General features: G+C 41.2%; 9 protein-coding genes. All 9 read right to left on the reverse strand.

Translation table 11 applies throughout. The features are described 5' to 3' along the window. Window positions 1–7: 7 nt before the first annotated feature. The 9 genes from KH180_RS06230 to KH180_RS06270 all read right to left on the reverse strand — a co-directional run bounded on the left by KH180_RS06230 (window position 8) and on the right by KH180_RS06270 (window position 12,642). The gene (locus tag KH180_RS06230) at window positions 8–1,081 is read right to left on the reverse strand and encodes a Gfo/Idh/MocA family protein (RefSeq protein WP_290757899.1); all 1,074 of its coding nucleotides are present in this window, start codon (window positions 1,079–1,081) and stop codon (window positions 8–10) included. Window positions 1,082–1,101: 20 nt separating this feature from the next. After that, window positions 1,102–2,043: an ROK family glucokinase gene (locus KH180_RS06235; RefSeq protein ID WP_290757902.1), complete on the reverse strand. Its 942-nt coding sequence runs from the start codon at window positions 2,041–2,043 to the stop codon at window positions 1,102–1,104. Between the two features lie 25 nt (window positions 2,044–2,068). Beyond that, on the reverse strand, window positions 2,069–2,983 hold the full coding sequence (locus KH180_RS06240; protein WP_290757905.1) for a sugar phosphate isomerase/epimerase family protein: 915 nt from the start codon (window positions 2,981–2,983) through the stop codon (window positions 2,069–2,071). Between the two features lie 338 nt (window positions 2,984–3,321). Beyond that, window positions 3,322–5,988, reverse strand: a complete 2,667-nt coding sequence (locus KH180_RS06245; RefSeq protein WP_290757908.1) for an InlB B-repeat-containing protein — start codon at window positions 5,986–5,988, stop codon at window positions 3,322–3,324. Window positions 5,989–6,058: 70 nt separating this feature from the next. Further along, window positions 6,059–6,244 carry a hypothetical protein gene (locus tag KH180_RS06250; RefSeq protein WP_290757911.1) on the reverse strand — a complete coding sequence of 62 codons (186 nt, stop codon included), beginning with the start codon at window positions 6,242–6,244 and terminating at the stop codon, window positions 6,059–6,061. Between the two features lie 171 nt (window positions 6,245–6,415). Continuing rightward, complete coding sequence (locus KH180_RS06255; RefSeq protein ID WP_290757914.1) at window positions 6,416–9,205, reverse strand: InlB B-repeat-containing protein; 2,790 nt, start codon at window positions 9,203–9,205, stop codon at window positions 6,416–6,418. Window positions 9,206–9,230: 25 nt separating this feature from the next. Further along, on the reverse strand, window positions 9,231–9,413 hold the full coding sequence (locus KH180_RS06260) for a hypothetical protein (protein ID WP_290757917.1): 183 nt from the start codon (window positions 9,411–9,413) through the stop codon (window positions 9,231–9,233). Window positions 9,414–9,601: 188 nt separating this feature from the next. Then, a complete protein-coding gene (locus KH180_RS06265; RefSeq protein WP_290757919.1) occupies window positions 9,602–12,433 on the reverse strand; it encodes an InlB B-repeat-containing protein in 2,832 nt (943 codons plus the stop codon). Between the two features lie 8 nt (window positions 12,434–12,441). Beyond that, window positions 12,442–12,642 (reverse strand): hypothetical protein, encoded by a 201-nt coding sequence (locus KH180_RS06270; RefSeq protein ID WP_290757922.1) that lies wholly within the window; start codon window positions 12,640–12,642, stop codon window positions 12,442–12,444. Window positions 12,643–12,706 lie beyond the last annotated feature (64 nt).

Below are 12,706 nucleotides of genomic sequence, written 5' to 3' on the forward strand. Positions count from 1 at the left end.
TTTTCTCCTATTCAAAGTCAACACTTCGTTTTGTTTCCGCAGATTCACGTACTGCTTCCATCACACAAAGGACTCTTCTTACTTCTTCTGGTTTCACTAACATTTCTTCTTTTCCATCCAATGATTTAAAATAGTTTACAAAATAATCAGATTGTTCTACATTTACTTTTGGCAAAGGCTCCGCAGCAATCAATCCAGGAGATGGGATTCCAAAGGAACGTGTTGGTCCATAGGAAGCTGCTGATTTATCCTGATCTTCATCTACATTTTCAAGAAGTCTTGTTGTTCTTACAATCTTACCTTCCGGATCAAACTTATTCACATTCATAGAACCTTGATTGCCTCCAACAAACCAATGACGTTCAAACCATCCCGGCTGATCGTTTAGGAAATAGGTTCCAAGTTCAATTTCAGCCGTCACATTATTTTCAAAGCGAAGAAGAATTTTGAAATAATCATCTACTTCTTTGTTGATGACATTGCGGACATCTGCATAAACTGTCTTTAATTTTCCCTCTACCATATAAAGAATCTGATCGATGAGATGAACTCCCCAGTCATACAGCATTCCACCACCTTCAGATTTATAAATATGCCAGTCATGCATGTTTCCATTAAAGCCGTACAGTGAACTTTGGATGGTATAAATATCCCCTACAAGATGTTCATCATAACATTTTTTTACTGTATTAAAATCTTTATCAAATCTTCGCTGTTGATGAACGGTAAAGGACACCCCTGCTTTCTTCACAGCCTCCATCATTTCATCATATTCTGCAACGGTAAGTGCCGCAGGTTTTTCACAAATAATATTGCATCCATGTTCTGCTGCCATAATGGTAAGTTCTTTATGTGCTTTATTATTTGCAGAAATGATCACTCCATCCAGTTTTTCATTAGCAAAAAGTTCTTCTGCGCTTTCGTATACTGACATATCCGGATAGATTTCCTGTACTTCCTTTAACCGTCTTAGATTCAGATCGCATACTGCAACGCAGTCAGACGCCTCAAATTCTTTTAAAGTGTTTACATGTCTCCTTCCAATAAAACCATATCCTATCACTGCATATTTATAACTCATAATGATATCCTCCTTGTGTTCTATTCCAGAACTAATTTTATTGCTCCATATATCCCTGCGTTATTACTAAGCTTGGCAAGTTTAAATATCGTATTCCTTGCTGCATGGAATGCGTATTCCATATAATATTTTTTTATCGTATTTATCAGAATATCCCCTGCTTTTGACATACCTCCGCCGATTACAAAAGCCCCTGGATTCACCGCACAAGATATTGCTGATAATGCCTTTCCAAGCATACTTCCCACTTCATTTACCATACAAAGCGCAGCTTGATCCCCTTTTACTGCCTCTTCAAATATTTCTTTCGATGTGTATGTTTTCATTGTTCTTAAACTACTGTATATATCAGGATTTTCTTCTAAGTATCTTTTTGTGATGCGGACGATACCATTTGCAGATGCATATTGTTCTAAGCATCCTTTTTTTCCACATCCACAAGTTTCTTTTTCTCCGCCTTTCATTGGAATATGCCCAATTTCTCCTGCTGCACCGTTAATTCCAGATAAAATATGTCCGTCAATAATGATACCTCCTCCAACACCTGTTCCAAGTGTTATCATGACGATATCTTTGTATCCACATCCTCCTCCTTTCCACATTTCACCTAATGCCGCAACATTTGCATCATTCCCGGCTTTGGCCCTAAAACCAGTCAACTTTTCCATTTCCTGTTCTACATTAAATATTCCCCAACCGAGATTAACACATTTAAGAACCTCTCCATCTGCGCTCACTGGTCCTGGAATTCCCATACCGATTCCTTCTACCTCTGTTTTAGAGATTCCTTTTTCTTCAATCTTGCTTAAAATTTCTTTTGCAATATCAGAAAGAATATATTTTCCTTTTTCTTTTGTTCTAGTTGGAATTTCCCATACTTCCACAATCTCTTCCGGCATTTTAAACAATCCGATTTTTACTGTTGTCCCACCGATATCAACACCAAACACATAATTATTCATTTTCTTATACCTTTCTGCGAAAGTATTAAATCACAAAATTTCTCAGATATTTTGCACTAAGAATGACTGCTTTCTTCGCGTCTTCAAGATTATTTTCAAAAGCTTTATCTTCTACTTCAATGCAGGTATTCCCCGTATATCCAATGTCTGTTAATGCAGATACATATCTGCCCCAATCAACATCCCCAAGCCCCGGAAGTTTTGGCGACATATATTCAAGCGGTGTTGCCATTGTTCCCACATCAGCAAGCTTGTCTTCATATATCTTGATATCTTTATAATGTACATGAAAGATCCTGTCCCTGAATTCATACATCGGCGTAATATAATCAATCATCTGCCATACAAAATGGGACGGATCATAGTTGATACCAAAGTTTGGGCTGTCAATAATATCAAATACTTTTCTCCAATTTGCAGGAGTTGTCATGATATTTTGTCCTCCCGGCCACTCATCTTCTGTAAAAAGCATTGGACAATTTTCAATTGCAATTTTAACACTCTTTTTCTCTGCATACTTTACAATGGGAGGCCACACCTCTTTTACAAGTTTCATATTCTCATCTACATTTTTGGCGGGATCACGCCCGACAAATGTGGTTATCATATTTACATCCAGCATTGCCGATGCATCAATCAAGTGATAGAGATGTTCGATATAACCCTGCCTTTTCTCTAAGTCTGGATCCATTGTATTTGGGTAATATGCCAGAGAAGAAATTTCTACATTTTTTGATGCGCACAATTCTTTTATTTCAGCAGCCTTTTCCTCTGTTAGATTGACAACATCAATATGGCTGACACCTGCATACCTTCTTTGTGCTCCACCTTGCGGCCAGCAGGCAACTTCTAAACATTCGAGCTGATTCTCTGCTGCAAAATCGACAACCTCTTCCAGTGTCATTCCATCGCAGATTGCTGTAATAAATCCTAATTTCATATTCTTTCTCCTTTCGACTTTTCTAACTAGCGTCTTAACTTATAACTCATTTTAATTCAAAAGGAGATTCTTATCTTCTGCCTTCTTATCAAAAAGATATATGAAAATTATCCTCTTTTTCTTCTGCTGGAAATAGCAAAAAGAAAAAGACAAAAAAAAGTATGTTTTTTTATCCTAACTGTATTATTGAGAAATCTCGGCGTCTTGACACCTATGGAGAAATGAGAACTATTTACGATCGGCAAAAAAAACTGCCAGCGGGGTTAGCCACTGGCAGGAAAAATTTATAGTTTTTCAATTGTCTACTTGATGGGGATCGGTTCATAAAACGAGACCAATCATGCTTTCCTGCTCCTTCTATAAAATAGATACAGCGTTCCCAGACCTGAGGCTGTCATTATCACTACAACAACCATATCTTTTGTATCCCCTGTTTTTGCCGCAGTATCACTTTTCCCATAATTTTTTGTAATATCCTGGCTATCCCAGTAATAACGATTCTTTTTTTCTTTCTTTTTATCTTTGCTATTTTTTTCTCCTTCATCTTTGTCTTTATTGTCAGCGAAGGTATTACTTTCTGAGACTTTGCTCCATTTTGCCTTTAAAGAAATATCTGAGTGAACAGCCGTTTCAAAATTCCATTTCTGCTCTTTCCCGTTCTCATCTTTATAGTACCACCCCTCAAATATGTAGCTATCCCGCTTTGGTTCTTTTGGTTCCACAGCGCACTTTCCTCCGGGAACTGTCTGGGTTTTTGGAGTATAATCTCCTCCGTTAGGATTAAAACTTACTTTATGTTCTCCGGTTAAAGTAACAGTAACCTTAGCCTCTTTTCCTCCTGCAACAGAAAAAGTCAGACTGAAGGTTCCTGTCTTTCCCGCTTTTTTTGCCGCATTTAGCTGATCCATCTCATCCTGGCTGATATCAAGTTCTATATTATTCTTAAATCCGTCTTTCCCTTTTGCTTTGCAGAGTTTAATTAAATCTTCCTTGGTAAATGCGTTTCCTCCGGTCTTATGCTCCGCATCATTAGCCGCGATCATTGATTCCGGATGTTCCGGATCCGCTTTCGCCCCGTCAGTTCCGTCATCTCTCAGATAAACGGTAACGGTAACTTTCGTCCCCTGAGCAGTCTCAAAAGACAGAGAAAAGTCTCCGGTTTCACCTGACTTCTTAGCCTTATTAATCTCCTTTAGTTCTTCCGGATCGGACAGCACAAGATCCTCGGCAGGAATTTCATGTCCATTTTCATCAAATGCTTTCACTCTTGTCAGATCTTTGAGCTGTTTCTCAGAAAATCCTTCTCCTCCGGTTTTGCTGATCACATTCATTCCCTTGATACTTTCCCCATTATCAGGGTTTTCTTCAATTTCATCATACCCTACCAAAGTTACTTTTACCTTCACTTGATTTCCGTCCGGGGCTTTGTAAATCAGATCAAATACTCCGGCTTTTCCTGAAGTTTTTGCCTGATTAATCTTCTGGAACTGCTCCGGGTCTACTGTAAAATCATCCAGAGAAATTGTATTTCCGTCTTTGTCTTTTCCTTTCACTTCACCATATGCCCTCAGCTGTTCCTCAGTAAAGGCATCTCCGCCGGTGTCTTTCTCGAAATCATTAGCTCCGATTACAGGCACAGGATTTTGGGGATCAAATGTTGAAACATCGGTTCCGCTGTCTCTCAAGGAAATGGTAACCGTCACTTCTGTGCCGTTTGGTGTCGTATAGGTTAATGGGTAATCGCCTATTTTCCCGGAAGTTTTTGCCTGATTAATCTTCTCGATCTGGCTGGCATCCTTAAAAACCAGATCACCTGGGGGAAAATCCGTTCCGTCCTGCTGCTTACCTGTAACTTTCGTCAGGTCTTTCAGCTGCTTTTGAGTAAAGCCTTCCCCTCCGGTCTTACTGACCACATGATTGGCTCCAATCTGTTCTTTTGTGTCCTTCTCAATGGCATTCTCATCGCGGTACGGTCCAAAATAAACCTTTGTATAAAATTTTCCCACATTTATCTCAGTATCTTTGGCAAAAGGAGTTCCTTCCATAAAAGTATAATCTGTCAATGATTTACCATCCTGAATATATCCCTGATACCCTGTATTCGGCGATGCAATTATATCTGCTGCTGAACCAGATCCTGAGCCAAATGTGGCATAGCCTATTCCGGGTGCGCTGCTGCCTGAGTCTCCTATAGCCACCACAATAGTATCTCCGCCGGTAATAACAAGATTTTGAAAACAGGCATTTACACTTCCCAGACCCGGAGCAGAGTTTCCTCCTACAGCTTCCACAAAGCCTCCTCTGATATAAATCCCATTTATATCAGCACTATTCCCTCCGCCGATTCCTGCACAATAAACGTTGCCTACCGCTTTTATATTCCCTCCGGTAATAGTTATATTTTCTACTTTTCCATTGGCATAATTGCTGGTACAGGCACCTCCGATTCCCGGGCTGTGATATCCGGCTTCTGCAACAATATTGCCTCCGCGGACAGTAAAATTTGTAAACCCTGTCTCTCCCTCCGTTCTGCAGTTTCTTGTAGAATTGCCAATGGCTCCTGCATGATACAGAGACTTATTTCCTGTGGCATTCAGACTCCCGCAGCTGCTGTCACAGTGATGCCCCGCCTCATCAGCAGATTCACACTGGATTGTCAAGCTTCCGTCTTTTCCGTCTTTCGTAATGGCATTGCCCAGATTTGAAAAAAGTCCATCCTTGGAGTTTCCCGCATTGCAGAGTAAATTATTTTTTCCCGTCAATGTGATTGTCACATTGGCATGAGATACATTGATACAATCATAATTTGAGGTATCACATGTTATATTGACATTGTCAAGGGTAATCTTCGTCGTCACATTTTTTTCTACAATGATATTATATCTTGTTGTTGTACCAGTGATGTAATAACCTTTTGGATTCAGTGCTGTTTCATTTGAAGATAGTCCCCCTCCGGCAGCACCGGTTGTTTTGATTCTAATATTCCCTTTGCTTACATCCAGCATCGTCGGTCCTGTTTCCGCTTTTGCTGCAGTCCCCGGTACACTCTTCTTACCTTTTATTTTTTGTTCCGTGTTATAAGGTTCTGCAGGTACGTTCTCCGTACCCCCCCCCCCAATTTTTTACTTCTGCTGTCTCCTGCTGTTCCTGTTCTGGCAGTCCCTCTGCTTCATCTTTAGCAAACAGGCTTCCCTGGCCGGCTGCCAATCCTGCTGTCAAAAAACCGGCTAATACAACAGTCCAGATTTTCTTTCTCTGCATGGTTCCTTTCCCCCTTCTGTATTTGTCTATAACAGGCAATTTTGTCATAATGTCTTTAAGGACCAGCCCTCAGACTAAAGGTTAGATATGAAAAAAGAAACCGGTTCTAAAATTAAACTTTAAAACCAGTTTCCTTCTATTTAATATATCTGACAATAAATTTTACTGCTGCTAGTTCTTTTTATTCTTCTTTCCATACATTAAAATCATGATTCCTATACCGGCACACACCATAAAAATTACTGTTTCCATATGTTTTGTATCTCCGGTCTTCACAGCAGAACTGCTGTCTCCATAATTTTTTGTTATATCTTCGCTGTCCCAATAGTAACTTTCTTTTTTCTTCTTGGGGCTGTTTTCTTTTGTATTATTCTCCTTATCAGACACGTCCTTAACTGCTGCATCTTTTTTCCATTTAGCTCTCAGTGATATATCGGAATGAACCGGCGTCTCAAAGTCCCACTTCTGTTCCTTTCCATTCTCATCTTTATAATACCAGCCTTCAAATGTAAAGCCTTCCCTTTTTGGCTCCTTTGGTTCAACTGCACATTTTCCTCCAACCACAGTCTGGGTTTTCGGGGTATAATCTCCTCCGTTTGGATTAAAGCTTACCCTGTGCTCTCCTGTCAAAGTAAACTTGATCCTGGCCTCTTTTCCTCCTGTGACAGAGAATGTTAATTCAAATACTCCGGTTTTCCCAGCCTGTTTCGCCGCATTAATCTTCTCCATCTGTTCTTTATGAATATGAATTTCTGCATTATTTTTGGCTTCATCTTTACCTTTAGCCTGACAGAGTTTTATCAGTTCTTCCTCGGTAAAAGCCTTTCCTCCGGTCTTATGGGATGCATCATTGGCTGCAATCGATGCCGCCGGCTTCTCCGGGTTTTCTTTTGCTCCATCTGTACCTTCATCCCTTAAGAAGACTGTAACCGTCACTTTCGTTTTACCTGCTGTTTCAAAGGATAAAGAAAAATTACCTGTCTCCCCGGCAGTCTTTGCATCATTGATTGCCTTCAGTTCATCCGGATCAGACAGCACTAGATCTTCGGTTGGAATCTCATGTCCGTTTTCATCAAATGCCTGGACTTTGGTCAGATTTTTCAGCTGAGCTTCACTGAATCCATCTCCACCAGTCTTGCTGATCACATTCATTCCCTTAATACTCTCCTGAGTCTCCGGATTTTTTACGGTCTCATCATATTTTACCAGAGAAACTTGGACCTTTACCTGATTTCCGTCCGATGCTGTATAAGTCAAGTCAAAAATCCCGATCTTTCCGGATGTCTTTGCCTCGTTGATCTTTTGAAACTGTTCTGCATCTACCGTAAAATCTTCCAAGGAGATCGTATTTCCTTCTTTATCTTTTCCTTTGACTTCCCCATACTTTTTCAGCTGTTCTTCCGTAAATGCATCTCCGCCGGTATCCTGAACAAAATCATTTGCTCCTATGACCGGAACAGGATTCTTTGGGTCAAACTCAGAAGCATCGGTTCCGCTGTCTCTCAAAGACACAGTTACTGTTACCTTGGTTCCGTTTGGTGTCTTGAATGTCAAGGGAAAATCCCCGATCTTCCCGGAGATTTTTGCTTTGTTGATGGCATCAATCTGTTCTTCATCTGCAAAAGTTAAATCTTCTTCAGAAAAACTGGTTCCATTTTCCTGTTTCCCATTCACTTTTGTAAGGTCTTTTAGCTGGCTTTTCAAAAATCCAGCTCCTCCGGATTTACTGATGACATGATTAGCACCAATCTGTTCTTTTGTATCTTTGGCAATGGTATTTTCATCCCTGTATGGGCCAAAGTAGATTTTTGTATAGTATTTTTCTACAGAAATTGCAGTATTGGAAGAAAAGGGCGTGTGATCTGTGAAATTATAATCATCTTCAGAGGTCCCATCCTGAATATACCCCTGATAGCCAAAGTCTGGTGATGCTGTAATATTTTTTGCAACACCTTTAGGCTGGTCATTAGGAGATGTTCCGCATCCGATTCCCGGCATATTTGTTGCCATATCACCCACAGCCACAACAACGGTGTCCCCTCCGCTGATCACAACATTTGAGACATCCAATTTTACTGTTCCCACAGGTGATATATCTGCTTTCAGTCCTCCGGATCCGATCCCTGGAGAATCCGCTCCTCCTTCTGCATAGACTGTACCACCTGTAATATAAATACCATCTGCCGGAGTATATGCACCGCTGCCGATAGCCGCACAGGCAGTTCCTCCTTTGGCATTTACAATGCCTCCGGAAATTGTAATATTTTTAGTATAACCTCTGTTAGCATTGTAAGAATTACATGATGACCCAATGGCACAGTTATGGTCTCCTGCCGTAGCAGTGATAATCCCTCCTCTGATCACCAGATTAGAAAAGCCTGTTTCATTATCCTGCGATGCTTTTTCAGAACTGCTTCCAATGGCAGTTGTATGTGTTGTGGTTCCGCTGGCATTCAGACTTCCGCAAGTTTCTTTCCTGCATTTATGGCCATCCTCTCCGGCATGCTCGCACTGCAAAGTCAGGGTCTTATTATCCATTCCGTCTTTCACTAAAGCTCCAAATCTCTCTTTTCCACATGATAAAGTGTTTTTGCCGATCAGCGTTATCGTCACATTGGCGTGTGAAACCGTTACACAGTTTTCACTTCTGCTTTGATTTGTAATGCTGAGATTTTCAAAGATCAGATCCGTTGTCACACCGGAATCTACAATGATTTTATATGACGTTGTTGTTCCTGTTATATAATAACCCTTAGGATTTAAACTGGTTTCTGCCTTAGAGAGTCCTCCTCCCACTGCTCCGGTTGCTTTAATCTGGATACTTCCTTTGCTCACATCCAGCTTTGTCTGTCCTGTCTCCGTTTTTCCTAAAGCCTTCTTGCTTTTTGTCTGAGATTTCTTTTCTGGATCCGATTGTTTTATCTCCTGCCTGATGTTTTGTTTCTCTTTATCAGGATTCACAGTCTCCGTTAATTCTTCTGTACTGCTAAATTCTGTTGGTACGTTCTCCGTACCCCCCCCCCCAATTTTTTACTTCTGTCATTCCCTGCTGTTCCTGTTCTGGCTGTCCCTCTGCTTCATCTTTAGCAAACAGGCTTCCCTGGCCGGCTGCCAATCCTGCCGTCAAAAAACCGGCTAATACAACCGTCCAGATTTTCTTTTTCTGCATAATTCCTTTCCCCCTTCTGCATTTTCTATGCTATGACATCTTCTATGTCAGGCAGTTTTATCATAATGTCTTTAAGGACCAGCTCTCCATTCAAAGGTTAGAGTTCTTTTAAGAAAAAAACTGGTTTCAGGGCTTAACCCCAAAACCAGTTTATCACCGTTTCAAACAGGCAGTTCAGAATATCATTTTTATTTATAATTTTTTCTATTCCTGTTTATCTTATAGTACAGCAAACACAGGACTCCGCCGCCTGCAATCATCATAAATATTACTGCTGCCATACTTTTTGTATCTCCTGTCTTTGCAACAGATCCATTATTTCCGTAATCCTTTGTGATATCCTCACTGTCCCAGTAATAGCTTTCGTTTTTCTTTTTTGTCTTGTCTTTCCTGTTTTTGTTTCCATCTGTGCTGTCCTTTTTTTCAGATGATGTATTTCCTTCCGGCTCTTTTGTCCATCTGGCTTTCAATGAGATATCGGAGTGGACTGGTGTCCCAAAGTCCCATTTTTGTTCTTTGCCGTTTTCATCTTTATAATACCAGCCCTCAAATGTATATCCTTCCCTCCCGGGCTCCTTCGGTTCCACCGCGCAGTTACCTCCGGTTACTGTCTGGGTTTTCGGGGTAAAATCTCCTCCGTTGGGGTTAAAGCTTACCTTGTGTTCTCCTGTCAGAGTAACTGTAACCTTTGCTTCTATCCCTTCTGAGACTGAAAAGGTAAGAGAAAAGGCACCTGTTTTCCCCGCCTTTTTTGCAGTATTCAGCCGATCCATCTCATCAGTTTTTATGCTGATCTGTACATTATTCTTGGCTTCATCTTTTCCTTTTACCTTACACAGTCCGATCAGATCTTCTTTGGAAAAAGCGTTTCCTCCGGTCTTGTGCACTGCATCATTGGCCGCAATCGATGCTGCCGGCTTCTCCGGGTTCTCCTCAGCTCCGTCAGTTCCTTGATCTCTTAAAAAGACTGTAACCGTCACTTTCGTTTTACCCGCTGTTTCAAAGGATAAAGAAAAATCTCCTGTCTCTCCTGCAGTCTTTGCCTTATTAATTGCTTCCAGCTCATCTGGATCAGACAGAACAAGATCTGCGGCCGGGATTTCATGTCCATTTTCATCAAATGCCTGGACTTTAGTCAGATTTTTCAGCTGAGCTTCACTGAACCCTTCTCCTCCGGTCTTGCTGATCACATTCATTCCCTTAATACTTTCTTCGCTCTCCGGATTTTTTACAGTCTCATCGTATTTTACTAAAGACACCTTAACTTTTACCAGGTTACCATCCGCCGCTAAATAAGTCAGATCAAATACTCCGGTCTTTCCCGAAGTTTTCGCCTCATTGATCTTTTTGAACTGTTCTGCATCTATTGTAAAATCTTCCAGGGAAATCGTGTTTCCTTCTTTGTCTTTTCCTTTGACTTCCCCATACTTTTTCAGCTGTTCTTCTGTGAAGGCATCTCCCCCGGTATCTTTCTCAAAATCGTTTGCGCCTATAACCGGAGTAGGATTCTCCGGGTCAAAATTGGAAGCATCGGTCCCGCTGTCTCTCAGCGATACAGTCACAGTCACTTCCGTTCCATCCGGCGTGGTAAACGTCAGTGGATAATCCCCAATCTTTCCGCCAGTTTTAGCCTTGTTGATTTTCTCAATCTGGCTGGTATCTGTGAAAGTCAGTTCTTCCGCCGAAAAATTGGAACCATTCTCCTGCTTCCCAGTAACTTTGGTCAAATCCTTCAGCTGACTTTCTGTAAAGCCAGTTCCTCCGGTCTTACTGACTACATGGTTGGCTCCAATCTGTTCTTTCGTATCTTTTGCGATGGTATTTTCATCCCGGTATGGGCCAAAGTATATTTTTGTATAATATTTTTCTACAGAGATAGCGGTGTCAGTGGAAAATGGAGTGTCATCTGTAAAATCATAATCTGTCTCTGTTGTTCCATCCTGAATATATCCTTGGTATCCGTCATCCGGAGATGCAGTTACATTTTTGGTAATCCCTTTTTCTCCTCCTATGGATGTCTTTCCGCAGCCAATACCCGGCATGTTTGTATCAATATCTCCTAACGCTTTAACAATGGTATCTCCTCCGCTAATTACAACATTTGAGACATCAAGAACACCCTTATTTTTATTAGTATCAATTCCGGTATCGTTGCCTCCGGATCCAATTCCCGGGGAATCAGTTCCTCCTTTGGCATAAACGGTTCCTCCGGTAATATATATCCCATCCGTCGGAGTCCAGCATCCGCTTCCGATTCCAGCACAGTAAGTACTTCCAATCGCCGTAACAATCCCTCCTGAAATATGGATGTTTTTTGTATATCCTTTTCCCAGTCCCCAGCTGCAGCATGCAGCTCCTATGGCGCAATTATCATCACCTGCAAAGGCTTTAATGATTCCGCCCTTTATGTATAAATTTGAAAAACCACTTTCACTGCTTATATGCCTGGTAGCTGTAATGCTTCCTATGGCAGTTACATGCGATGCTTTCCCTCCGGCTTCCAGACTGCCGCAGATATCTTCCCTGCATTTATGCCCTTTCTCTCCCGCATATTCGCATTTTAGTGTTAATACTGTTTCATCCATCCCCTCTTTGACTAGACCACCGTAATTTGTCTCCTCACAGAGAAGCTTATTTTCTCCGATCAGAGTAATCGAAACATCTGCATGGGAAACAGTCACACAGTTTTCTTCTCTGTTTTGATTTGTAATACTAAGGTTATCAAAGGTTATATCCGTCGTCACCCCAGGGTCCACAACAATTTTATTAGTTGTTGTTGTACCCGTAATATAATACCCTTCCGGATTCAGATTATCTTCTGGCTGGGTCAGTCCTCCTCCAACTGCCCCTCCCGTTTTGATCTGGATACTTCCTTTGCTCACATCCAGCTTTGTCTGTCCTGTCTCCGTTTTTTCTGATGTTTTCTTCTTGCTTGTTGCGCTCTTTGTCTGAGGTTTCTTTTCTGAATCCGATTGTTTTATTTTCTGCCCGATATATTGTTTCTCTTTATCAGGATTCACAATCTCTGTTAATTCTTCTGTACTGCTGAATTCTGTAGGTACATTCTCCGTACCCCCCCCCCCCAATTATTTACTTCTGTCGTTCCCTGCTGTTCCTGTTCTGGCTGTCCCTCTGCCTCATCCTTGGCAAACAGACTTCCCTGGCCGGCTGCCAATGCTGCCGTCAAAAAGCCTGCTAATACAACCGTCCAGATTTTCTTTTTCTGCATGATTCTTTTCCCCCTTCTGAGTTTTCTATAATATCTTCTATGTCAGGCAGTTTTATCGTAATGT

It is taken from the genome of Anaerostipes sp., from assembly GCF_018381315.1.
Taxonomy (GTDB): domain Bacteria; phylum Bacillota; class Clostridia; order Lachnospirales; family Lachnospiraceae; genus Anaerostipes.

Excerpts from the sequence above, each read along its gene's own strand:
- KH180_RS06230 (WP_290757899.1), bottom strand. The coding sequence starts at position 1,081 with ATGAGTTATAAATATGCAGTGATAGGATATGGTTTTATTGGAAGGAGA.
- KH180_RS06235 (WP_290757902.1), bottom strand. The coding sequence starts at position 2,043 with ATGAATAATTATGTGTTTGGTGTTGATATCGGTGGGACAACAGTAAAA.
- KH180_RS06240 (WP_290757905.1), bottom strand. The coding sequence starts at position 2,983 with ATGAAATTAGGATTTATTACAGCAATCTGCGATGGAATGACACTGGAA.
- KH180_RS06245 (WP_290757908.1), bottom strand. The coding sequence starts at position 5,988 with ATGCTGGATGTAAGCAAAGGGAATATTAGAATCAAAACAACCGGTGCT.
- KH180_RS06250 (WP_290757911.1), bottom strand. The coding sequence starts at position 6,244 with ATGCAGAGAAAGAAAATCTGGACTGTTGTATTAGCCGGTTTTTTGACA.
- KH180_RS06260 (WP_290757917.1), bottom strand. The coding sequence starts at position 9,413 with ATGCAGAAAAAGAAAATCTGGACGGTTGTATTAGCCGGTTTTTTGACG.
- KH180_RS06270 (WP_290757922.1), bottom strand. The coding sequence starts at position 12,642 with ATGCAGAAAAAGAAAATCTGGACGGTTGTATTAGCAGGCTTTTTGACG.